This window comes from Zobellia barbeyronii (assembly GCF_018603515.1).
Lineage (GTDB): Bacteria > Bacteroidota > Bacteroidia > Flavobacteriales > Flavobacteriaceae > Zobellia > Zobellia barbeyronii.
The window spans coordinates 247607-272328 of the sequence record NZ_JACATN010000006.1; the positions used below are offsets into that span (position 1 = coordinate 247607).

Here is a 24722-nt window from a genome sequence, read left to right on the forward strand (position 1 = left end):
TTTAAACTTGTAAATTCTCGTTATCTTTAACCATAACGGGACACCTTAATATTATCTTTTAACGTCAAATTATGCGAAATAGTGTATTAACGATAGCGTTAGCTGCAATAACTCTCAGCTATTCTTGCGCGCAAGACATTGAAAACAAAGTAGATACACCTACAAACCCTCCATACACCGCCCAACTACTGATCGATGAAATGCAATCTCCTTGGGGTTTGGTGTTTTTATCTGCAAATGAACTGCTCATTACTGATAAATCCGGGGAACTCATCCACTTTGAAAATGGAAAAAAAACGGTAGTCAAAAATACTCCGGAAGTTTACACCAGAGGACAAGGCGGATTATTGGATATTGAACTACATCCTGATTATGAAAATACAGGGTGGATTTACATTTCGTATGCTTCAGAAGAAGGCGAGGAAAAAGGTGGCCACACAGCGCTAATGCGCTGTAAATTAAATAATAACACATTAACAAATAAGGAGTTATTATACAAAGCAACACCAAACACGACCAAAGGCCAACATTTTGGTTCACGTATTGAATTTGACAATGACGGTTACCTTTATTTGTCTATTGGTGAACGTGGTGCCAGAGATGAGAATCCGCAGGACATTACACGAGATGGTGGTAAAATTTATCGATTTTATGACGATGGAGGAATTCCCGAAGATAACCCGTTCGTAGGTAAAGAAGGTGCTAAAACCGCAATTTACAGCTACGGACACCGAAATCCACAGGGTTTAGCAAAACATCCTGAAACTGGTGAAATATGGGATAACGAACATGGCCCAAAAGGTGGTGATGAAATTAATGTCATTAAAGCAGGTGCCAATTACGGATGGCCATTGGTTACTTATGGCGTTAATTATAGTGGTACACCAATTACGGATAAAACAGAAATGGAAGGCATGACCCAACCTATTCACTATTGGGTGCCAAGTATAGCGCCAAGTGGTATGGCTTTTGTTACTACAGATAATTATAAGGGTTGGAAAGGGAGTATTCTTGTCGGGTCGTTAAAGTTTCAATACATGGAGCGTCTCCAAATGGAGGGAACCAAAGTTGTAAAACGAGAAAAACTAATGACCGATTTAGGTAGAGTTCGTGATATAAAAGAAGGCCCTGACGGATTAATTTATGTTGCCGTTGAAGGAAAAGGAATATATAAGTTAGTACCCAAAGCCTAAATAACTGTCTTTTGCCCTATAGGTATTTGACTGGCTCAAAGAAACAATCCGCATGAAAAGCTATTACAGTTCCCTTATTTTTTTAATTTTTATTGGTTGTTTTGGCCAAGCACAAGAATCCGTTCTCGCAGAAAGTATGCAACGTGGCAGTGAAATCTACTCTGATTTCTGTGTTACCTGTCATCTAGAAGAAGGTGAAGGAATAATTGGTACTTTTCCTCCATTAGCCAAATCCGATTATCTGGCACAAAACCGTGAAGCAAGTATTCGTGGCGTTAAATATGGTCTACAAGGTGAAATAACCGTAAACGGAGTAACCTATAACAATATCATGACCCCTTTGGGCTTAGAAGATGATGAAATAGCAGACGTCATGAATTACATAATGAATTCATGGGGCAATTTTTCAGATAAAACAGTCACCATAGAAGAAGTAGAAGCTATAGAAAAATAGATTTAGGCTCCTGCGTCAATTGCTGCTTTTACAGAACCGTGCTTTATTAGAAGTTTCACAGCTTTATCATAATCAATACCCAAACCTTCTGCAACATAACGCGCTCCCCTATCTACAAGTTTGCTATTACTTAGCTGCATGTTTACCATCTTGTTTCCTTTTACTCTCCCTATCTTAATCATTAAGGCAGTAGAAATCATGTTAAGGGCCAATTTTTGAGCAGTACCGCTTTTCATACGTGTACTTCCTGTCAAAAATTCTGGACCTACGTTCAATTCAATTGCAATATCTCCTGCAACTGCTAACGGAGAACCGGGGTTATTTGTAATTCCAGCAGTAAGTAATCCTTTTTTCTTAGCCTCGGCAATACCTCCTAAAACATAAGGTGTAGTTCCAGAAGCGGCAATACCTACTACTACATCATTTTCGGTAATGTTATGCTCCATCATATCTTTCCAAGCCTGTACACCATCATCTTCCGCATTTTCTACTGCTTTTCGTATGGCAGTATCCCCACCAGCAATCAAACCAATAACTCTTGTATGAGGCATACCAAAAGTTGGGGGTATTTCAGAAGCATCCAAAATTCCTAATCTCCCACTGGTACCTGCACCAATATAAAATAAGCGACCTCCTTTTTCAAAACGTTCCGCAAGGCCATCTACCAATTTGGTGATTTGTGGAATCGTTGCAGCTACGGCATCGGCAACCTTCTGATCTTCTTCATTTATTTTCTGAAGAAGAGTTGTCGTATCCATCTTCTCTAAATTATCGTGATTTGAAGGTGTTTCGGTTATTTTGGTATACTGCATAATACTTATAGAATTCTAATATCGTGGTTTCTAAATGAGCTCAAAAGGTCGTCCTCTGGCTTTAACTCGGTAACAAGTGTATTAATTGCATTGATATCGCATGTTTTGTAGCGATGTTGCGAATTCAATTTTTCAGAGATGGACAAAAGTACCGTTTTTTTCGAGCATTTAATCACTGCTTTCTTTACCTGTACAATATCCCAATCAAATTCCGTAAGCCCGTAGTTGGAATCTACATAACCCGTACCTATAAAACTAAAGTCTACCCTTATCTCTGCTAAATTATGAATTGCATTAGCCCCTATAGTTGTTTGCGAATCTGTAGAAACTTGTCCACCCACCATAATAACGGTAACATTTGGCTTTGTTAACAGCTCCATAGCAACAGGAAGGCTATGGGTAAAACAAGTCAAATTTAAATTAGACGGAATTAAATGCGCCAATTCCATACATGTAGTACCGCCATCAACAAAAATTACGCTTCCATCTTTTAAAAGCCCTAAAGCTTTTTCAGCAATTATTATCTTGTCCTTTTGCCTATAAATATTACTATTCTTGGCACTATTAGTCGTAAACCCTAATGATATTGCCCCACCGTGTACACGGCGCAACTTATTTTCGGCATCTAACTCCTTAACATCACGCCTGACGGTATCAATAGAAACATCTAGATTTTCTGCCACATCGGTTAATAAAATCCGGTTGTGTATCTCAACTTGACTTAGAATTGCCTGATGCCGTTCTTCTTTTAACATTGTACTTTAAATTATATTCTCAACAAAGATAGCAAAAATTGAGAATTGCCGTTTTATACCAGCTTAAAGTTAAATAATCATTAAAAAAGCACAAAACAGCATTCAAAAGAAGCAAAAAACAGCAAATAGAATTTGTTTTGCATATATTTGCAAGGTTACTACATCACACAACAAACACAAAAGAGCCGCTTCTATGAAAACAATTTTAGAAAAAAATGGAGCCAATATAAGGTATAAACCTGTTGGTCAATTTGAAGAAACCCGTTTTGAAAAAATTCATAATGTAATTTTTTCTAATTCAAATCAAGCCTCTATAAAAGTGGCCGAAGAAATCGCTGCACTTATTAGAAAAAAGCAAGAAGCTAATAAAAATTGTGTTTTAGGTCTGGCCACAGGTTCCTCTCCTATTAGAGTTTATGAAGAATTGGTAAGAATGCACAAAGAAGATGGCCTGAGCTTCCACAACGTAATCACTTTTAATTTAGATGAGTACCTTCCTATGGAGAAGGATAATCGTCAGAGTTATTGGTATTTCATGCACGAGCACCTTTTTAATCACGTAGACATAAATCCTAAGAATATTCATGTTCCCGATGGGACGGTTTCTAGTGATAAAGTAATTGACTACTGTATTTCTTATGATGATAAAATCAAGAAAAACGGGGGGTTAGACTTTCAATTGCTAGGTATTGGACGTACGGGCCACGTTGGTTTTAACGAACCTGGATCACACTACAATTCTGGCACACGTGTTATCACCCTAGACCACATTACTTTAGTAGATGCGGCACCTGCCTTTTTAGGAATTGATAACGTACCTAGAAAAGCAATAACCATGGGTATTGCAACCGTTATGAGCGCTAAGAGAATTGTACTTTTAGGATGGGGAGAGAACAAGGCCAACATTCTTAAAAAGACCATTGAAGGCGAGATATCCCCACAAGTTCCCGCTACCTATTTACAGAACCATAAAAACTGTACGTTTGTTTTGGATACTGGCGCAGGTAGCCAACTTACCAGAAATAAAACGCCATGGTTAGTAGATGAATCATTAGAATGGACAGAGAGCTTGACTTCTAAAGCTATCGTTTGGCTTTGTGATGAAACCAACAAATCTATCCTTAGCCTAACGGACAAAGATTATAACGATAATGGTATGTCCGGTTTATTGACAACGGAAGACTCTTACGACTTAAACATAAAAATGTTTAACAAGTTACAGCATACTATTACCGGATGGCCTGGTGGAAAACCAAATGCCGATGATTCTAGCCGCCCTGAGCGTGCAGAACCAGCTAGAAAACGAGTTATTATTTTTAGCCCACATCCAGATGATGATGTAATTTCAATGGGAGGGACTTTTGATAGATTGATAGAGCAAGGCCATGACGTTCACGTCGTTTACCAAACCTCAGGGAATATTGCTGTATCCGATACAGATGCACTCAGGTATGCAGAAATATCAAAACGAATAGGACCAACAGATGAGGCACAGAAAATTATAGACTGTATTAAGGACAAAAGCGATAGTAGTTTTGATTCTCTTGAAGTAAGAAAGTTGAAAGGAAATATTAGACGGGGAGAATCCTATGCAGCAGTACGCTACTTAGGTTTAGAAGATTCTCATGTTCACTTTTTAGACCTTCCTTTTTATGAAACGGGAACTATCAAGAAAAATAATCTTTCGCAAAAAGATATTGAAATTGTAAAATCTATAATTACAGAGATAAAACCTCATCAAATATATGCTGCAGGAGATTTAGCAGACCCTCATGGCACACACAAAGTTTGTCTTGATGCTATTTTTGAGTCACTAGACAGATTAAAAGCAGAATCTTATATGGATGATTGCTGGGTTTGGCTATATAGAGGTGCTTGGCACGAATGGGATGTAGATGAAATTGAAATGGCCGTACCTATGAGCCCAAGTCAGGTTCTTAAGAAACGATATGCTATTTTCTGTCACCAATCTCAAAAGGATGGAGTTATGTTTCAAGGCGATGATTCCAGAGAGTTTTGGATGCGTGCCGAAGAACGTAACAAAAATACAGCAGAACGATATCGTGCGCTAGGCCTTTCGCACTATGCGGCAATGGAAGCTTTTGTACGTTATAAATTTTAGTTTTAAAAACAATTTATAAAAGGCCTGTTGCAATTAGCTAACAGGCCTTTTACTGTTTTTCAATCCTTTAGAGATTGAAAAAATGATGTTGTTTATAAGAACATTACACTTTGATGAGTATGCTACTCATAATACCCTCAAAAAATAGTAGCTTTAAACCACTTTTGAACTTCAAGCTACACATTTAACTTCATGATAGAAAAAGACAAAGGAGCATGGGTTTGGGTACCCATTTTATATTTTACGCAAGGATTACCATACGTTTTAGTCGTAAGTGTATCCGTTATCATGTACAAACAATTAGGAGTTAGCAATGAAGACATTGGCTTATACACTAGCCTTTTGTATTTGCCGTGGGTTCTAAAGCCTTTATGGAGTCCGTTTGTGGACCTCAAAAGCACCAAGCGAAAATGGTTTTTATCTATGCAGCTTTTAATTGCATTAGCGCTTTTTGGAGTTGCTCTTACTATTCCTACCAGCCTGTTTTTAACCACTACCCTAGCCTGTTTTTGGATGGCCGCTTTTGCTTCTGCCACCAATGATATTGCTTCTGATGGATATTATATGCTGGGTCTCACCGAGAAAAAACAATCGTTTTTTGTTGGTATGCGTAGTACGTTTTATCGATTGGCCATGGTTACTGGCGAAGGACTAATTGTTGTTATGGCCGGGTTTCTGGAAAACAAATACGGAGACAACTCAAAAGCATGGAGTATTACCATGACTGCAGCTGCATTTCTTATGCTAGCACTTACGGTTTCAAACTTTTTTGCAGCTCCCAAATATGAATCTTCATCAAACATTACGAAAGAGAAACCAACTGGCTTTTTTGAAGTGTTCTCCTCCTTTTTTAAGAAACCAGGAATAGGCATTGCACTGGCTTTTATTCTCACCTACCGTTTAGGGGAATCTCAATTAGTAAAAATGGCTGCACCTTTTCTATTGGATGCCCCAGATAAAGGAGGTTTAGGCTATTCTACAGAACAATTAGGAACCATTTTTGGAACGGCAGGCGTTATTTTCCTTTCCATCGGAGGTATTTTAGGAGGTATCTTAATATCAAAAGATGGACTCAAGAAATGGATGCTACCTATGGTCATTTCTTTAAACTTACCAAATGTACTCTACGCCATTTTAGCCATGACTAAAACAACCAGTATCTATGCCGTTACCGGAACTGTGATACTGGAGAAGTTTGGCTACGGTTTTGGGTTTGCAGCTTTTTTAATGTACCTCATTTATATTTCTGAAGGAAAGTCAAAAACCTCACACTATGCTATTGCAACCGGCTTTATGGCCTTAGGAATGATGCTTCCGGGTATGGTTAGTGGCTATATGCAGCAATGGTTGGGTTACGGCGGTTTCTTTGTTTGGGTCGTAATTGCAGCGCTTCCTGCTTTATTTTTAGTGAATTTCATAAAATACCCTGCAGATTTCGGGAAAAAATCTACCAAATTAGATGCCTAATATATTACCATACACCAAAGCCACAGAAACTTTGAATTTAGCCGAAAAGGTAGGTCAGTTATTCATGCCTGCCGCTTTCATAAACGATACCGAAGACGAAATTCAACAGTTAGAAAAACTCATTAAAGAACACCATATTGGCTCATTATGCTTCTTCCACAGCAGAGCAAGTGCAGCAACCAATTTTGAAGGAAAGAAAAAAGTAGTATCTAATGAGAAGAGTTTTGAAACCTTGCAAAACCTAATCATCCGTTATCAAAAAGCTGCTAAATACCCCTTACTGATTGCAATTGATGCCGAATGGGGATTGGCAATGCGAATTGAAAAAACGCCGCAATACCCATACGCCATAACTCTTGGAGCCATTCCAAATGATTTTGAAAACTTGATTTATGAGGTAGGAAAAAATATTGCAAAAGACTGCACAGCTGCAGGAATACATTGGAACCTTGCTCCTTGCGTAGACATCAATAACAACCCCCATAATCCTGTTATCGGGTATCGTTCTTTTGGAGAAGATAAAACTAAGGTAACTCAAAAGGCCTTAGCCTATATTAATGGGACTAGCTCAGAAGGCATACTAACTAGTATTAAACATTTTCCCGGACACGGAGATACCGCAACTGATTCTCATTTAGGTCTACCCCTAATAAATAAGACAAAAGAAGAGCTAGTAAACAACGAACTGTACCCCTTTCAAAAACTGATTCTAAAAGGGATAGATTCGGTTATGGCGGGGCATTTATCTGTTCCTGCTCTGGCCAATGGTAAAGATACGCCTTCAAGCATTTCAAAAGATATTATAAAAGGGGTTCTAAGAACAGAAATGGGATACGAGGGTGTTGTAATTTCTGATGCATTAAATATGCATGCAGTTTCCAAAAACTACCCCATAAAAGGAGAATTAGAATGGTTAGCTTTTGATGCTGGAAACGATGTGCTTTGTTTTGCCGAGCATGTAAAAAAAGGCATTGAAACCATCTTAAAAAATGCCTCAGAAAAAGCCATAGAAAAAAGTTTTGACCGAATTTGGAAACTAAAAGAAAAAGCAATCCCAACTACTAAGAATTTATATTCTGATCTAACAAATCCTGATGAGCTAAACGAAAAAATAGCTAAGCAAAGCCTTTCTTTGATTAAGGGTACCAAAGAGATGATTGAGACATTTAAAGAAACTGAATTTAAAGGTCTATCAATCTCATTAAACCTTGATAATCATTTTTTTAAATCGATTTACAACAACAAGAAATTTACTTCTATCACTGAAATAAATGAGACAGATAAGGTTGAGGAAAATATACTTTTAGCACTTTTCCCTCCTCAAATAAAGCCTACTAACAACTTTGGTTTCACCGAAGAAGAACTTGTTCTAATCAACAGACTTATCAGCACAAATAATGTGATTCTTTACATCTTTGGAAATCCATATGTGCTTAACCACATCAACATAGAAAATGCAAAAGCTGTTGTAGTTGCATATCAAAATCAAAAGTCTTTTCAAAAAGTAGCAGCAAATCATTTTTTAGGTAATTTAGAAGCACAGGGCAAACTACCAATAAGCATTTAAAACTATGAAAACATATAAAATTATGGGTCTTATGTCAGGCACTTCTTTAGATGGCCTAGACCTTTCATATTGCACCATTTGGCAAGAGGGCCATACATGGCAATTTGGTATCAAAAAAACTAAAAGCGTTTCGTATTCCACAGAAATGCAAGCCCAATTAAAAGACGCCATTTATTTGCCTGCCGATGCACTTTTAAAGCTTCACAACAGATACGGTACATGGCTTGGCGAACAATGTGATCTGTTTATAAATGATCACGGCTTAGAAGTTGACTACATCTCTAGTCACGGGCACACCACACATCACCAACCAGAAAACGGTTTGACCTTTCAGATAGGGAACGGTCAACATTTGGCCAATGCTAGTAAACACAAAGTAGTATGTGATTTTAGAACCAATGACGTTGCGCTTGGTGGTCAAGGAGCTCCTCTTGTTCCTATTGGTGATCGATTGTTTTTTAATAAATATGATTACTGTTTGAACCTGGGAGGTATCAGCAATATTTCATTTGAACACAATGGTAATCGTATTGCCTATGATATTGGCCTAGCCAACATGATTCTAAACCACATTACCCGAAAAAATGATTTGGATTATGATGCGGGAGGAAATCTGGCAAAAAACGGCAAGGTTAATACCAACATGCTTGAAAAACTCAACGGATTAGAGTTTTATAAACTTCCTTTTCCTAAATCAATCGGGTATGAATGGTTTATAGAAAAGGTAGTTCCAATTGTTGAAAGCACAGAAGACAGTATGGAAAATCTGCTATGCACCAGTATTCATCATGTCTGCGAACAAGTAGCTATCCAAATAAAAGCAAATAGGAAAAAATCTGGAAGCACCTTATTTGTTACTGGTGGTGGCGCCTTGAACGACTTTCTAATAGAGACTCTTCAACAAAAGCTAGGGGATACTGCAAAAGTGGTAGTTCCCTCCAAACAACTTATAGAATTTAAGGAAGCATTAGTCTTTGCTTTAATGGGTGTTTTAAGAATAGAGAAGAAAACAAACGTTTTGAGCTCTGTAACCGGTGCAAAAAGAGACTCGTCTAGTGGAGTTTTATTTTTACCCAATTAAAACCAGCTAATATTAATTAGAGTGAAAAATTATTATTTTTAATATCACAATATAGATTTCCGGAAATGTAAAAAAGAAAGACATGCTTCCCTTTACCAAAATAAAAAAACATAGAATACCTCTCTATTTTATGAAGTTTAAAAGGGTTTTCGTATCAATATCAATTCAAACAATCGAGGCACAATGAGTAATTACCACATCAAACATCTAGAAGAATACTACCAAGTATATAGAAAATCTGTTAGGAATCCTGAAGCCTTTTGGGAAGAAATAGCGGAAGAACATTTTGTCTGGCGCAAAAAATGGAACAACGTTTTAAGTTGGGATTTTTCTAAGCCTGAAATTAAATGGTTTGAGGGTGCAAAGCTCAATATTACAGATAACTGCCTTGACAGGCACCTTCCTACGCGAGGGGATAAAACAGCCATTATATTCGAGCCAAATGACCCTAATGAAGAAGCGCTCCACATCACGTATAGAGAGCTACACGAAAGGGTTTGTCGCATGGCCAACGTCCTAAAGGACCATGGCGTTAAAAAAGGAGACCGTGTTTGTATTTACCTTCCTATGATTCCGGAACTTGCCGTTTCACTTTTGGCCTGTGCTAGAATTGGAGCAATACATTCCGTTGTTTTTGCCGGTTTTTCATCCAATGCTTTAGCTACCCGTATAAATGATTCCGATTGTAAAATAGTACTGACCTCAGATGGTTCATTTCGTGGTTCAAAATCCATAGACCTTAAAGGAATTGTAGACAAGGCGCTTGAAGATTGTCCTGGAGTTAAAAATGTATTGGTAGCCAAACGCATAAACGGTGATATTCATATGGAAGAAGGGCGTGACAAATGGTTGCAACCCTTACTTAACGAGGCTTATGCAGATTGCGTAGCAGAAATAATGGATGCAGAAGACCCATTGTTCATTCTTTACACCTCTGGTTCTACTGGAACACCAAAGGGAATGGTGCATACCACCGGGGGCTATATGGTATATACTGCATATACTTTTAAAAACGTATTTCAATATAGAGAAGAAGACGTTTATTGGTGTACTGCGGATATTGGTTGGATTACCGGACATTCATACATCGTTTATGGACCATTGGCAAACGGAGCAACAACCGTAATGTTTGAAGGTGTTCCTTCATACCCAGATTATGGTCGGTTTTGGGAGGTCGTAGAAAAACACAAGGTGAATCAATTCTATACCGCACCAACGGCAATTCGTGCCTTAGCAAAAGAGAATTTAGAATTTGTAGAAAAGCATGACCTTTCTTCCTTGAAAGTCCTAGGTTCCGTAGGTGAGCCTATTAACGAAGAAGCTTGGCATTGGTACAACAATAATGTTGGTAAAAATAACAGCCCTATTGTAGATACGTGGTGGCAAACTGAAACAGGTGGTATTATGATTACCCCAATCCCATACGTTACCCCTACTGCGCCCACCTATGCGACCCTACCATTTATTGGCATACAACCCGCTTTAATGGATGAAGTAGGAAAAGAACTAAAAGGCAACCAAGTATCCGGAAGGTTGTGTATTAAATTCCCATGGCCATCTATTGCCAGAACCATTTGGGGCAATCATGAGCGATATAGAGATACTTATTTTTCCGCTTATAAAGACATGTATTTTACGGGAGATGGCGCATTGCGAGACGCCGTAGGATACTACAGAATTACAGGACGCGTAGACGATGTTATAATTGTTTCCGGACACAACCTAGGAACAGCTCCTATTGAAGATTCTATTAATGAGCATCCCGCAGTAGCTGAAAGCGCTATTGTTGGCTTTCCCCATGACGTTAAAGGAAATGCACTTTATGGTTATGTTATTCTAAAGGAATTTGGAGAAACCAGAGATCGAGACAATCTGCGTAAGGAAATTAATCAGCAAATTACAGAGCATATTGGACCAATTGCCAAATTGGATAAGATCCAGTTTGTTTCTGGATTGCCAAAAACACGTAGTGGAAAAATTATGCGTCGAATTCTCAGAAAAATAGCTTCAAAAGACACCTCTAACTTAGGAGATACTAGTACCCTACTAAACCCTGAAGTGGTTGAAGAAATTATTGAAAACGCAATTTAAAGTGATATAAAGTACCGGCAAAGAATGAGTCTTAATGATTCTCTTTTGCCGGTATATTTTTTTTTAGCTCTACTTAATTACTAAAGCCCACTGCGCTCAGCAGTAGCAAAAACTTTTCCTCTGGTCACCATTAGTATCGTAGTTAAAGCGAGTAATCCGCATACAGCTAAACCTACAAACATAGGCCAAACTGTTTCCTGTACTTGTCCACCTATATAATTAGCTATGGGAACGGAAAGAAGGGTAGAAATAAAACCATTTATAGCCGCGCCAATTCCGGCAATATGCCCAATAGGCTCCATTGCTATAGACCTGAAATTTCCCCATAGAAAACCCAAACATAAAAACTGAACGAATAAGAATATCACCAAAATAGGCATACTTGGATTCGGTTTTCCCCAAAAGAGTACTACATAGGATAATGCAATAACACAAAATGCCGCCATAGCTGTAACAGCCAATCTCCGCATACCAAAATGCAATACCATAGTTCCATTCAAAAAAGTAGATAAGCCAACAGAACAAGCAAGACCAGCAAATATGTATGGGAAATTTTCCGCCATATCATATTGATCTTCAAAGACATGTTGAGATGAACTTAAGTATACCAAAAAAGCACCGGTCACAAATCCAGAAGCAAAAGTAAAAGCAACCGTTTCACGGTGTCTAAAAAATTCTTTTGAACCGTTTATGAAAACAGATATCGTAAAAGGTATTTTAAACTGTGCTTTTAAAGTTTCTGGTTGGCGCTTCCAGAACCAAATACTAACGACCAGTCCAAAGAACAATTGAACATAAAAGATATATTCCCAGCCAAAAGCATCCATAATCCATTTACCAATGGCCGGTGCCACTACGGGAACCAAGATAAAGAAGGCGGTAACAAATGACATAATCTTAGCCATATAATCGCCTTTATAGGTATCTCTAATAATAGCAATGGCAATAGTACGTGGTGCTGATAAGCCAATACCTTGTAAAATACGACCTACAATCATAACCTCCAACGAAGGTGCCAAAACACAAATAACGCTTGCAACCGCAAAAATGGAAAAACCAATGTAAACCACGGGTTTCCTACCGTAACTATCCGATAAAGGCCCAAAAAATAACTGACCAACACCAAGACCCAAAAAAATCATGGTTATTAACAGCTGATTTTCCAAGGGATCCAAGCTATTTATAGTAATTCCTATATGCGAAAGAGCAGGCAATAAGGCATCTATTGCTAAGGCTACAATAGACATTAAAGAGGCCATTAAGGCTATAAATTCAAAATTTGGACTGACATTATCATTCTGCATAGTACAAAAGTAAGTATTAGCTTAGAAAGGCGTATTACCAAAAGTTCCTTTTAGGTATAAACCCGTAATTGATTCACAAATATGTATTTTTGACAAAAATTTAAATAGCATGCTGATAATTGGAATAGCGGGAGGCACAGGTTGTGGTAAAACAACAGTTGTAAACCAAATAATAGACTCGCTGCCAGAAGGTGAAGTTGGAGTAATTTCTCAAGATTCTTACTATAACGACCTCTCCGAAATGCCTTTGGAAGAAAGAAGGAAAACTAATTTTGACCATCCGCAATCTATTGATTTTGATTTGCTTGAAAAGCACCTGAAGCTTTTAAAAGAAGGCCACTCAATCAAACAACCGGTGTATTCTTTTCTTGAATGTAACCGCACAAACAAAACTGTTCCAGTACACCCTACAAAAGTTCTTATTGTAGAAGGTATTCTTATTTTGACCAACTCTCTGCTGCGTAAAATGATGGACATCAAGATTTTTGTTCATGCAGATTCGGACGAAAGATTGATCAGAAGATTAAAAAGAGATGTTAATGAACGTGGTTGGAATCTAGACGAAACACTAGATAAGTACCAGTCCAACATTAAACCAATGCATCTTCAATTTATAGAACCTAGCAAAGAATACGCAGATATTATTATTCCCAACAATAAATACAACACAGTTGCAGTTGATATTGTACGTACAATCATCAACGAGAAACTAGCATAGTAAAAATGGGATTCAAAGATTTGAAAAAGAAAAAATGGTTTAACATCCTTACCAATATGTACGTATTGGTGCTGACCGTTTTTGTTATATGGATGCTTTTTTTTGACACCAACTCCCTATTGATTCACTTAGAACTTAAAAAGGAAATCCAAAAACTTGAGAAGCAACAGGAGTTTCTAAAGGATGAGATTGCTAACGACAAAAAAATCCTAAAGAAATTATCAGATCCAGAAGAATTGGAAAAGTTTGCGCGAGAGCAATATTTCCTTAAAAAAAAGGATGAAGAAATTTACCTTATCGAATATGAGGATAGCTTAAAGATTGAGGAAAAAGAGTAAAACAAAAAGAGCTTTGTTAATAACAAAACTGATTTTAAAAAAAGAGTTCGTCTTCTGTTAATTACAGTTTTAAAAAAATCAAAATAAGATTTCTGAAATACTCAATTAATCATTTACATTAAATTTGTAAATAACTAAATACAAGATACTTAGGTGTTTTTAGATATTTAGTATTAAACTTCAAATCGATTAAAACTCTCAAACACTCAATTACCACAAGTTTCAAATTCTCCATATTGAAACTCAACTCTAAATCCATATATATTACAAAAAGGCGCCTTCAGTTAACGAACTTTAACGTAAAAGGTCATACTTATTCACTTTGTGTTAACAAAATGGTTTTAATTGCATGGTAAATAATCGTATTTTTACCCCCTAACTCAAACTAATAATGGGCAAGATTATTGCTATTGCGAATCAAAAGGGAGGCGTAGGTAAAACTACTACTGCAGTTAATTTAGCGGCCTCTCTAGGTGTTCTAGAGAAGAAGGTATTGCTAATAGATGCTGATCCACAGGCAAATGCCACATCTGGTTTGGGCATTGATGTAGAAACTGTTGAATACGGAACATATCAGCTTCTTGAGCACACTATAAGTGCCAGAGAAGCTATCATAAGTACAGAATCTCCTAACCTAGATCTTATTCCCGCACACATTGACTTGGTTGCCATTGAGATAGAATTGGTAGATAAGGATCAACGGGAGTATATGATGAAACAGGCCATTTCTGACCTTAGGGACAGTTATGATTATATTTTAATTGATTGTGCACCTTCTTTGGGCTTACTTACTTTGAACGCCCTTACCGCTGCAGACTCTGTTATCATTCCTATACAATGTGAATATTTTGCTTTAGAAGGCCTTGGAAAACTTTTGAACACCATTAAAAGTGTTCAGAAAATACACAATGCCAACTTAGATATTGAAGGCATGTTATTGACCATGTACGATTCACGTTTAAGACTTTCAAACCAAGTAGTAGAAGAAGTGCGCAAGCATTTTTCAGATATGGTTTTCGATACAATAATTCAGCGTAACGTACGATTGAGCGAAGCTCCTAGTTATGGAGAAAGCATCATAAAATATGACGCAAGCAGTAAAGGCGCAACTAATTACCTGAACCTGGCCAATGAAGTCGTCAAGAAAAATAAAGAGATAGCTTAATGGCGAAAGCAACAAAAAAACAAGCACTAGGTCGCGGACTTTCCGCTTTATTGAAAGATCCAGAAAATGATATCCAATCTGCAGCAGACAAGAATGCTGACAAAGTAGTTGGCAATATCGTGGAATTGGATATTGAGGCTATTGAAATGAATCCTTTTCAGCCTCGTTCAAACTTTAATGACGAGACTCTTAAGGAACTGGCCACTTCAATAGGTCAACTAGGTGTTATACAGCCTATTACTGTTCGTAAACTAGATTTTAATAAATACCAGTTGGTTTCTGGTGAAAGAAGATGCCGAGCTTCAAAATTGGCGGGTCTTACCACTATACCAGCATATATTCGTATTGCCGATGATCAAGAATCATTGGAAATGGCCTTGGTAGAGAATATTCAACGCCAAGACTTAGACCCTATAGAAATAGCTATTTCATATCAAAGGTTACTTGATGAAATTCAATTAACTCAAGAAAAATTGAGTGATCGTGTTGGTAAAAAACGCTCTACGATTACCAATTATTTGCGTCTTTTACGGCTTGACCCTATTATACAGACAGGTATTAGAGATGGTTTTTTAAGTATGGGACATGGCCGTGCTTTGGTGAACATAGAAAAAAAGGGAGACCAAATAGCTTTATACGAGAAAATCATAGGTCAGAACCTTTCTGTTCGCGAAACGGAACGCGCCGTAAAGGCTTACCATGAAGGTGTTGCTCCCGAAAAACCTGCGAAGAAAGCTTCAAAAGCGCCAGAATTTGTTCAAGGAAACATTAAACCGTTCACTGAGCACCTTTCGGTTAAAGTAGATATTTCTGCCAGCGAAAAAGGAAATGGAAAAATAACCATTCCTTTTCATTCTCAAGAAGAATTCAATCGAATCAAAAAATTGATCCTAGGTGAGTAAATCCTTGCTAACCCTTATTTTTATTTCTCTTTTCACTTTAACCGTTGCTGCTCAAAAAGAAACGGTCGAAGATAAAGAGGTAGACTCACTTCAAACAAATGTAGCAAAAGAGGGGCTTATTGTAGTGGATACACTCGTGAAGAAAAAAGTCCGATTTAATGCACTTGCCCCCAGTAAAGCGGCATTTTATTCTGCTGTATTCCCTGGTCTAGGTCAGATTTACAATAAACGATATTGGAAAGTACCCATTGTTTATGGAGCCATAGGTGCTGCCGTTTATGGCTACACTTGGAATAATAGCCAATACCAACGTGCACGTACTGCTTTTAAGAGAAGGCAAGCCGGTTTTACCGATGATGAATTCTACGACCCCAACAATACTGGTAGTACCACCCCCGCTATAAGTGACGACGCTCTACAGAGTGAACAGGAAAGATATCAACAAGATAGAGATTTATTACTATTGGTATCAATAGCCTTATATGCTCTAAATATTGTGGATGCTAATGTAGACGCACATTTAAAGCAATTTAATGTGGACGACGACCTGAGCTTTGATATGGAACCTTATTTGGATTTAGACCCAGTGACCAATAACCCGAGTTACGGGATGGCCCTAATAATAAAATTTTAAACACAAACAGCTGTTTTTAAGTTAGTTAAAATCAGTTATCGAAATAATTATACAAATTGAAAATAGCACTATTCGGATACGGTAAAATGGGTAAAATGATTGAGAAAATCGCCCTAAGTAGAAATCATACTATTGTTGCAAAAGTAGATGTTGACACAGTTGATATTGATTTTTCAGAAATGGATGTTGCTATTGATTTTAGTATGCCAAGTGCGGCTTACGGCAACCTTATCAAATGTTTTGAACATGGTGTTCCAGTAATCTCGGGAACAACAGGATGGCTAGATAAATATGACGAAGCTGTAGCTTTGTGTAAAGAAAATAAAGGTGCCTTTATATATGCTTCTAATTTTAGTTTGGGAGTAAATGTATTTTTTGAGCTAAATGAATATTTAGCCAAGATGATGAAGAATTTAGACCAATACAAAGTGTCTATGGAAGAAATTCATCATACACAGAAATTAGATGAGCCTAGTGGAACAGCCATTACACTAGCCGAAGGAATTATCAAAAATACCAAGTATAATGCTTGGAAGCTTGAAAAGGCTCCGGCAGGTGAAATTCCTATTGTATCAAAAAGAATTGGTACAACACCCGGTACACACAGTATAGATTACAGTAGTGAGGTAGATTCCATAGAAATAAAGCATACGGCACACAATAGAGAAGGGTTTGCCCTTGGTGCTGTTATTGCTGCCGAGTGGATTGTGGGCAAAACAGGTGTTTTCACCATGAAAGATGTATTAAACCTTGGTTAATACATACAATAATTGAATAAGAATTAAGCTTACTTGCAATAGAGTCTCAGGAATCTAGTCATTTAAAAATTCCTTAGCTGCAATTAAAAAATACACAAATGGACGCAACACAGTGGTTACTATTTATTCTGGTTATTCAGATTATCCATTTTGCAGGAACTTGGAAGTTATATGTAAAAGCCGGTAGAAAAGCTTGGGAGGCTGCAATACCAGTATACAATGCTATTGTTTTAATGCAAATTATCAATCGCCCTAAATGGTGGACGATACTTTTGTTCATTCCAATCATCAACTTATTGATGTTTCCTATCATTTGGATTGAAACCATACGTAGTTTTGGACGGAATAGCACAGCAGACACATGGTTAGTGATACTTACGTTTGGCTTATACATCTTCTATGTAAATTATGCTTTAGACGTAAAATATATTGAAGACAGAAGCCTTCAGCCACAAACAGCAACTGGCGAATGGGTAAGTTCAATTGCTTTTGCAGTTATCGCTGCTACACTTGTTCATACGTACTTCATCCAGCCTTATGTAATTCCGACACCATCGTTAGAACGCACGCTACGTGTTGGGGATTTATTATTTGTTAGTAAATTCAACTATGGTGCAAGAACGCCAATGACTACGGTTGCTGCTCCTATGGTTCACGATACGTTACCGGTTATAGGTACAAAATCATATTTAACTAAACCTCAGCTTCCATATTTTAGGTTGCCAGGTTTTACAAAAGTTGACCGCAACGATATTGTTGTTTTTAGTTGGCCAGCAGATACGGTTCGTCAGTTTTTTAAAAGAGAAAAAGGAGTAATTAAACCTATCGATAAAAAATCTAATTACGTAAAACGTTGTGTGGGTATTCCGGGAGATTCATTAGCCGTTATAGATGGTTATGTATATATCAACGGAAAGCAATTAAAACTATCTGACAGAGCCAAGCCCCAATACGACTATACACTTTACTCTAGCAAAGGGGTTTCATCTACATTGTTAGAAAAAGTAGATGCTACAGGCTGGACTAGAAAATATATTATCAATTCGCTGAACCAACAGCAACTAAACAGCATTCAGAAATACGTTAAGGGTTATAAACAGCGTACAGATGGTAAGTTGGAAGTCTATACCAAGGAAGGTGGTATACCCGTTTCAGTAGCCCGTAAAAATGCAATTTCTTTAGCTGAAGAAACTGGTCTTTCACGCATTGCTCCCCTTACTGCTGAAATGGCAGAACAACTTAAAAAAGAACCTTCATTGGACTCCATTGTAAGAATGGTTGATAAAAAAGGGGTAGCTGGTGCAAACATATTTCCTCAAAGCAGGGATTACCCATGGAATTACGACCAAATGGGGCCTATTTATATTCCTGAAAAAGGTGCTACTGTGGCATTAAATTTAAAGGTTTTACCGCTTTACAAAAAGATTATACGAGAGTATGAAGGTAATACCATTAGCGTTGCTGGTAACCAAATAAAAATTAATGGAGAAGTAGCTGATTCATATACATTTAAACAAGATTACTATTGGATGATGGGTGATAACCGTGATCACTCCGAAGATAGTAGGGCTTGGGGCTATGTACCGGAAAATCATATTGTAGGTACACCTATATTTATCTGGTTAAGTGTTGATAATTTTAACGACGGTATTCTTAGCTGGAGACCTAGATGGGACCGTATTTTCACAACCGTCAATGGCTCAGGAGAACCCGTTTCTTACTTTAAATATTTCCTAATTGCCTTGGTTGCTTATTTTGTGGGAAGTTGGTTATGGAACAAAAAGAAAGCTAAGGGATAGTATTTCTTTTTACGATTGCCTTATCTAAATATCAGATTATAGGATGATAACCTTTGAAAATGCTTTTGAACACGTATTACAACATACGTTGGACCTTGGAGATGAAACCGTAGCGCTTTTAAACAGCACCGGTAGAGTTCTAAGTGAAGATATTAAAGCAGATAGGGATTTTCCGCCGTTTAATCGCTCTACCAAAGATGGTATTGTCATTGCATTCTCGGCAATTGAAAAGGGAATTACTCGTTTTAAGGTGGAGGGTGTTCTAAGTGCAGGCATGCCTCAGCAAAAACTTTCAACGCATAATAATTGTCTTGAGATTATGACAGGTGCCGTTCTTCCTGAACAGGCAGATACTATTGTCATGTACGAAGAAACTGAAATTAAAAATGGTTGGGCTTCGATTATAAAAACGCCTAAAAAAGGACAAAATATACATCGCCAAGGTACAGATGAAAAAAAAGGCGCCATCCTTCTAAAAAAAGGAACGGAAATTACTGCTGCGGTTATTGGCGTATTGGCTTCTGTTGGAAAAAAGGATGTCCTTGTAAAAACACTTCCTAAAATTTGTGTGGTCTCCACCGGAAACGAACTTGTAGAAATACATGAAACCCCACTACCCCATCAGATTCGAAAATCCAACTCTCTTTCACTTGCATCTGCTCTCGAAAAAGTAAAAATCACTCCTACCCTTTTACATATAGCAGATGACAAGTCAATTATTGAAAAAGAACTTGAACAGGCTCTGTCAAAATTTGATGTACTGATGCTTAGTGGTGGCGTATCTAAAGGAAAGTTCGATTTCATTCCCGATGCCTTAAATAATTTAGGTATTGAGAAAGTTTTTCACCGTGTGGCACAACGCCCCGGAAAACCTTTCTGGTTTGGGGTACAAAAGAGAAAACAGAAAGTAGTATTCTCTTTCCCCGGAAACCCTGTTTCTACTTTTGCCAATTACCATGTGTACTTTTTACCATGGTTAAAAAAATCGCTTAGTGTAGAAAACAAAAAACAGTCTGTTATTTTAGACGAGCCTATACAACCTCACCCATCATTAACGCTGTTTGCCCAAGTTACTACGCAACTCCATGAAGGCAAATTCATTGCAAAAACACTAAAAGGCAATGGTTCCGGTGATTTAGTCAGTTTAGCCCTTGCAGACGGGTTTATTCGTGTTCCACAAGGCGACAAAGAAATACCTTCAGGAACTATTTTAGACTTTATTGAGGCTTCTTAACTCCCTGTACTTAACAAATTCTATATTTTTAAAGCGGATATTTCTCGTGATACCCCACCATTAATTCTACAATCTTACCGTAACTTTTAATACCGTCTTTTTGCTGATTGGCTTTCAAAAAAGTACTAAAAATAGATTTGAAAATGGGTTCAAAAGGATTTACAAATTCTAGGTTATGCTCATAAAGCTCCCTGTAATTCTCCTGTACCCCAACATTTACTTTAGCATACAATTCATCAAATTTCTCCTTATCTGAACGGCGTATAGCACTCAAGCAATGGCTGAGTGCATACGCAGATGCCGAATACTGAAAATAATGGTCTTCATTTTTCATGGTAACTAAATACCCTATAAAATTAGTTTCATTCTCCTTTGAATATCCCACTTGGTGTCCTACCTCATGTCCACTTACCACAGGAAACCTGAACTCCGGAGTAAGCGCATTTACCTGAGCCTCGTTCGTAAACGGATTCAAATAACCACCTATCCCCATATAACTGGCCAACGTACTGAACATGGACTTCTTTAAACTACGATGACTATACTTTAAAAACGGAAGTTGTTTTTGCAACTGCTTATAACCATCCACAGTCTTATCAAAGATTTCGTTGCGGCTATACGGTACTTGTACTCTTTTTGTACTGTCTGAAGTAAGTTCAAATTGAAGCTGGTTTGTTTTTACAATTAACCTTTCGGCTAAATCAATTACCTCACTAGTTTGCACACTATCACGAATAGCAAAGTTTTCGGCAATTGGTTGTCGGTAATAATTCAAGCCCCATACCAAATTGAAAGTGAAGTAAAAAACCGAGAGCACCACCACTACATTCCGTAAAAACTGAAAAGGAAACTTTCTAATTTTCAATCGGTTTACATAGAGATATCTAATGCCGAGCACAATAAGTAGCACATACATAACTTCGCCTACAGAAAAAGGAACCCACCCAAAGAGAATCCTAAAAAACTGACTTATTACAGGGTAAATACCATTGCTGTAATAAGTCTCCACAACCTCTGGGTTACCACCTAACCATGCTACCAAAAGAATTTGAGGGAGCAAACTTAAAGCGATACCGTTTCTTAATCTATTTTTCAACAACCTGTTTTTAATATTGAAATCATCTCATCCTAATTCTGAAAAATTTCAGCAATATTTACATGACCTATATAAAGCCAAAATTAACCAAATATCATCCATACCAATTTTTGACTGCGTATTTTTGCAAAAATATAACATCACATGAACGAAGCTATAAGAGAATTACAACCCAAGGAGGTCTGGAATAAATTTGCAGACCTTAATGCAGTACCACGTCCATCAAAGAAAGAAGAGCGTGTAATACAATTTATGCTAGACTTTGGTGAGTCACTTGGTCTTGAAACTTTTAAAGATGCGGTAGGCAATGTTATTATAAGAAAACCTGCTAGTAAGGGTATGGAAAATAGAGTTACCGTAACCTTGCAATCGCATTTGGATATGGTACATCAAAAAAATAACGATACCGTATTTGACTTTGACAAACAGGGTATTGAAATGTTTGTACAAGGCGACTGGGTTAAAGCTAAGGGCACTACTCTTGGTGCCGATAACGGTATGGGAGTAGCTGCTATAATGGCATTACTGCAGAGCACAGAAATTACACACCCTCCATTAGAAGCTCTTTTTACCATTGATGAAGAAACAGGGATGACCGGTGCCATGGGTCTTGAAGGTGATATTTTACAAGGTGAGATATTATTGAACCTAGATACCGAGGAAGATGATGAGCTTGATATTGGTTGTGCAGGTGGAATTGATATTACCGCAACCAGAAAGTACAAGGAAAAATCAGTGCCCAGCGATACGGTAGCTTACCAAATTACGGTTAACGGATTATGTGGAGGTCATAGTGGTATTGAGATTCATAAAGGTCTTGGTAATGCAAACAAAATCATGAACCGTTTTCTTTATGGGGCCTCTAACTCATTTATGCTCCGTATTGCGGAGATAGATGGAGGTAGCCTTAGAAATGCCATTCCCCGAGAGAGTGTAGCTAAGGTTGTTATTCTCAAAACGCAAAGCGATGAGTTTGAAAAGACTCTAAAAGAATATGAGTCTACTATAAAAAAAGAACTAAACGTTTTAGAGCCTAACCTTAAAGTCTCTTTTGAGTCTATAAAGTTACCAAAGGGCGTTATGGGCAAGAAAGCACAGACACGTTTGCTACAGGGAATTTATGCTGCTCACAATGGAGTTTATGCTATGAGTGCTGCTATTCCTGATTTAGTAGAAACTTCTAATAATGTGGCACGTGTTCTTGTAAAGAACGGAAAGGCAAAAATAGGATGCTTAACGAGGTCTTCTGTAGACTCTGCAAAGATGGACTTGGCAAATGCCTTAAAATCGACTTTTGAATTGGCTAGTTTTAATGTTGAATTCAGTGGAACTTACCCTGGATGGACACCAAATGCTGATTCCAAAATATTAAAAGTAGCTGAAGCAAAATATAAAGCGCTTTTTGGCGAAAAACCAAAAGTGGCCGCTTGCCACGCCGGATTGGAATGTGGTATTCTAGGTCAAAACTATCCTGAGATGGATATGATAAGCTTTGGTCCAACAATTTTGGGAGCTCACTCTCCCGATGAACGCGTTTGTATTTCTTCAACACAGAAATTTTGGAAGTTTCTGTTGAATATTTTAGAAGACATTCCTAAAAAGTAAAACATAAAAAAAGGGTTTGCCGTAACGGCAAACCCTTTTTTTATTATATTTTGATTCAGACTAAACCTTCTGCAAGCTTGCCTCTTCTTCTATTTTTGGGTTAGCACCATATTGGTTTTCTCCTTGTTCGCTATCTGTACAAGCTAAAATAAGGTTATAAATAGGCACAAGTAAAAACCATCCACTTTTACCAACATCATGCATTCTTCTTACACCTACGGCAATACCAGGTATTAAAACTCCTAAAGAATATATTAAAGCTAGAAAAACAAGCGCAGGAACATCAACAACAAAGGCTATAATTTGTAATCCATAGGAAATCAATATATTAAATAAGAAAAACATCCAATATTCTTTTCTTCTGGCACGACCTTCAAAGCCTGCATAGTTCTGTAAAACTTTTAAATACCAATTCATAGGTTTAAGATTTAGGGTTATCACAATTTATGAATGGTACAAACGGATATCTTTACGAAGTATTATGAATTTTTAGATGAACTGCACGAAAAATACACAAAATAGATTATCGGCAGAATTCTACTATAGCTTAGGTAGTTTTTTAGTTTTTCTCCTTCATTTCATCCCGGACCATTTGTCCTGACTGCGTAACCTGACTTATAGGCCATCCACCTAAACCACTTGCTCCGGGTTTAAGAGCGGCTGAGTTCTCTTCTTTATCGGCAACGGACCAATTGCACCATGAAATAGCGTTTGCGTCTAAAAACGCCCACCACTCCTCTACCGACGCAATATCTATAACACCGTCACCCGTATATTCCGTTACTCCGTATTCGGTTACAAACAATGGCACATCATTATCTAAAGCCGTTTGCGCGGCATTACGTAACTCTTCTTTGTGGGTTGATGCGTAATAATGTAATGTGTACATAATATTAGAATCAGCTAACTTATTCCCTATAACTTCCGATACGCCTTGAGACCAGTTACGAGTACCACACACCACTATATTATTAGAGTCGTACTTTCTTATTTCAGCCACAACCGCTTCGTGATAAGGCTTTAGCACGGCCTCCCAAGAAACATCTAAAGGCTCATTATACGTCTCATAAATAATATTGGGGTAGTCTCCGTATTTCTCAGCGACTTCTGCAAAAAACGCTTTAGCCTCCTCAACATGCTCTTCTGCGTGATGGCTGTGCCAATCCACCAAAACATAAATACCTTCTTCAATTGCAGCATCAATTACCTCAAATACTTTTGCTTTTTCAGTAACTGCATTAGTAAGGTACCCTCCATCATCCTCAACACCCATTGAAGCACGAATAATATTTATATTCCAATCTTCCTGTAACCATTTCACGGTTTCTTTGGTATAAAACTCGCCCATCCACTGGCTCCAGAATAAAGACATACCTCGCAATTGCACAGGGTCTCCATCTTCATCAACCATATTTTTTCCATCAACACGCAACTGTCCGTATTCTTCCACAGCAGTATTAGCTATTATTTCTGGAGTCTCACTTTCTTCCTTTTGAACTTCTAGGATTTCCTCTGTCTCAAGAACGGCATCCGTTTTTGAGCTACATCCAAAAAAAACAATAAAAATGAGTGAAAAAATAAGTTTTACTAGTTTCATATTTCTACGTTTTATGAATTATTTCCGCAA

The 24722-nt window shown here is 37.6% G+C and carries 22 protein-coding genes; 16 read left to right on the forward strand and 6 right to left on the reverse strand.

The features are described 5' to 3' along the window. Positions 1-71 precede the first annotated feature (71 nt). Both HW347_RS18415 and HW347_RS18420 read left to right on the forward strand, forming a co-directional pair. On the forward strand, positions 72-1193 hold the full coding sequence (locus HW347_RS18415; RefSeq protein WP_214613208.1) for a PQQ-dependent sugar dehydrogenase: 1122 nt from the start codon (positions 72-74) through the stop codon (positions 1191-1193). A gap of 52 nt (positions 1194-1245) precedes the next feature. Continuing rightward, on the forward strand, positions 1246-1647 hold the full coding sequence (locus HW347_RS18420; RefSeq protein ID WP_225901980.1) for a c-type cytochrome: 402 nt from the start codon (positions 1246-1248) through the stop codon (positions 1645-1647). 2 nt (positions 1648-1649) lie between these two features. Here the strand turns inward: HW347_RS18420 and murQ are convergent, their stop codons facing one another. Then, positions 1650-2459, reverse strand: coding sequence for an N-acetylmuramic acid 6-phosphate etherase (murQ, locus tag HW347_RS18425; RefSeq protein ID WP_214613209.1), 810 nt, complete (start codon positions 2457-2459; stop codon positions 1650-1652). A 5-nt stretch (positions 2460-2464) separates the two neighbouring features. After that, positions 2465-3214 (reverse strand): DeoR/GlpR family DNA-binding transcription regulator, encoded by a 750-nt coding sequence (locus tag HW347_RS18430; RefSeq protein ID WP_155596886.1) that lies wholly within the window; start codon positions 3212-3214, stop codon positions 2465-2467. Positions 3215-3407: 193 nt separating this feature from the next. Here HW347_RS18430 and nagB point away from each other — a divergent pair, with 193 nt between their 5' ends. From nagB to acs, 5 genes are all read left to right on the forward strand, one after another. Continuing rightward, positions 3408-5336 (forward strand): glucosamine-6-phosphate deaminase, encoded by a 1929-nt coding sequence (gene nagB / locus HW347_RS18435; RefSeq protein WP_214613210.1) that lies wholly within the window; start codon positions 3408-3410, stop codon positions 5334-5336. Between the two features lie 192 nt (positions 5337-5528). Further along, positions 5529-6803, forward strand: coding sequence for an MFS transporter (locus HW347_RS18440; RefSeq protein ID WP_214613211.1), 1275 nt, complete (start codon positions 5529-5531; stop codon positions 6801-6803). After that, positions 6796-8370 carry a glycoside hydrolase family 3 protein gene (locus tag HW347_RS18445; RefSeq protein WP_214613212.1) on the forward strand — a complete coding sequence of 525 codons (1575 nt, stop codon included), beginning with the start codon at positions 6796-6798 and terminating at the stop codon, positions 8368-8370. Before HW347_RS18440 ends, HW347_RS18445 begins: the two co-directional genes overlap by 8 nt. 4 nt (positions 8371-8374) lie before the next feature. After that, positions 8375-9451, forward strand: a complete 1077-nt coding sequence (locus tag HW347_RS18450; protein ID WP_214613213.1) for an anhydro-N-acetylmuramic acid kinase — start codon at positions 8375-8377, stop codon at positions 9449-9451. A gap of 183 nt (positions 9452-9634) precedes the next feature. Continuing rightward, a complete protein-coding gene (gene acs, locus HW347_RS18455; protein ID WP_214613214.1) occupies positions 9635-11542 on the forward strand; it encodes an acetate--CoA ligase in 1908 nt (635 codons plus the stop codon). Between the two features lie 80 nt (positions 11543-11622). Here the strand turns inward: acs and HW347_RS18460 are convergent, their stop codons facing one another. Further along, a complete protein-coding gene (locus HW347_RS18460) occupies positions 11623-12846 on the reverse strand; it encodes a multidrug effflux MFS transporter (RefSeq protein ID WP_214613215.1) in 1224 nt (407 codons plus the stop codon). Positions 12847-12955: 109 nt separating this feature from the next. On the opposite strand from HW347_RS18460, the gene udk reads away from it, so the two are divergent. The 8 genes from udk (at position 12956) to HW347_RS18500 (ending at position 20394) form a co-directional block, all read left to right on the forward strand. Continuing rightward, on the forward strand, positions 12956-13564 hold the full coding sequence (udk, locus tag HW347_RS18465; protein WP_214613216.1) for a uridine kinase: 609 nt from the start codon (positions 12956-12958) through the stop codon (positions 13562-13564). A gap of 5 nt (positions 13565-13569) precedes the next feature. Further along, positions 13570-13902, forward strand: coding sequence for an FtsB family cell division protein (locus HW347_RS18470; protein WP_214613217.1), 333 nt, complete (start codon positions 13570-13572; stop codon positions 13900-13902). A gap of 391 nt (positions 13903-14293) precedes the next feature. After that, positions 14294-15067 carry a ParA family protein gene (locus HW347_RS18475; protein ID WP_214613218.1) on the forward strand — a complete coding sequence of 258 codons (774 nt, stop codon included), beginning with the start codon at positions 14294-14296 and terminating at the stop codon, positions 15065-15067. Next, entirely contained in the window at positions 15067-15969 is a 903-nt protein-coding gene (locus HW347_RS18480; RefSeq protein WP_155596896.1) for a ParB/RepB/Spo0J family partition protein, read from the forward strand. The genes HW347_RS18475 and HW347_RS18480 overlap by 1 nt, the downstream gene beginning before the upstream one ends. Further along, positions 15962-16603 carry a DUF5683 domain-containing protein gene (locus tag HW347_RS18485; protein ID WP_214613219.1) on the forward strand — a complete coding sequence of 214 codons (642 nt, stop codon included), beginning with the start codon at positions 15962-15964 and terminating at the stop codon, positions 16601-16603. The genes HW347_RS18480 and HW347_RS18485 overlap by 8 nt, the downstream gene beginning before the upstream one ends. A 56-nt stretch (positions 16604-16659) precedes the next feature. After that, positions 16660-17361 carry a 4-hydroxy-tetrahydrodipicolinate reductase gene (gene dapB / locus HW347_RS18490; RefSeq protein WP_214613220.1) on the forward strand — a complete coding sequence of 234 codons (702 nt, stop codon included), beginning with the start codon at positions 16660-16662 and terminating at the stop codon, positions 17359-17361. A gap of 98 nt (positions 17362-17459) precedes the next feature. Beyond that, positions 17460-19160, forward strand: a complete 1701-nt coding sequence (gene lepB, locus HW347_RS18495) for a signal peptidase I (protein ID WP_214613221.1) — start codon at positions 17460-17462, stop codon at positions 19158-19160. Between the two features lie 43 nt (positions 19161-19203). Next, positions 19204-20394, forward strand: coding sequence for a molybdopterin molybdotransferase MoeA (locus tag HW347_RS18500; RefSeq protein WP_214613222.1), 1191 nt, complete (start codon positions 19204-19206; stop codon positions 20392-20394). A 28-nt stretch (positions 20395-20422) separates the two neighbouring features. Here the strand turns inward: HW347_RS18500 and HW347_RS18505 are convergent, their stop codons facing one another. Then, positions 20423-21490, reverse strand: coding sequence for a DUF3810 domain-containing protein (locus tag HW347_RS18505; RefSeq protein WP_214613223.1), 1068 nt, complete (start codon positions 21488-21490; stop codon positions 20423-20425). Between the two features lie 144 nt (positions 21491-21634). Here HW347_RS18505 and HW347_RS18510 point away from each other — a divergent pair, with 144 nt between their 5' ends. Then, positions 21635-23095: an aminoacyl-histidine dipeptidase gene (locus tag HW347_RS18510; protein WP_214613224.1), complete on the forward strand. Its 1461-nt coding sequence runs from the start codon at positions 21635-21637 to the stop codon at positions 23093-23095. 60 nt (positions 23096-23155) lie between these two features. Here HW347_RS18510 and HW347_RS18515 read toward each other — a convergent pair whose 3' ends face one another. Both HW347_RS18515 and HW347_RS18520 read right to left on the reverse strand, forming a co-directional pair. Then, entirely contained in the window at positions 23156-23512 is a 357-nt protein-coding gene (locus tag HW347_RS18515; RefSeq protein ID WP_214613225.1) for a DUF805 domain-containing protein, read from the reverse strand. A gap of 142 nt (positions 23513-23654) precedes the next feature. Beyond that, positions 23655-24692: a glycoside hydrolase family 5 protein gene (locus HW347_RS18520; protein WP_214613226.1), complete on the reverse strand. Its 1038-nt coding sequence runs from the start codon at positions 24690-24692 to the stop codon at positions 23655-23657. Positions 24693-24722: the final 30 nt, after the last annotated feature.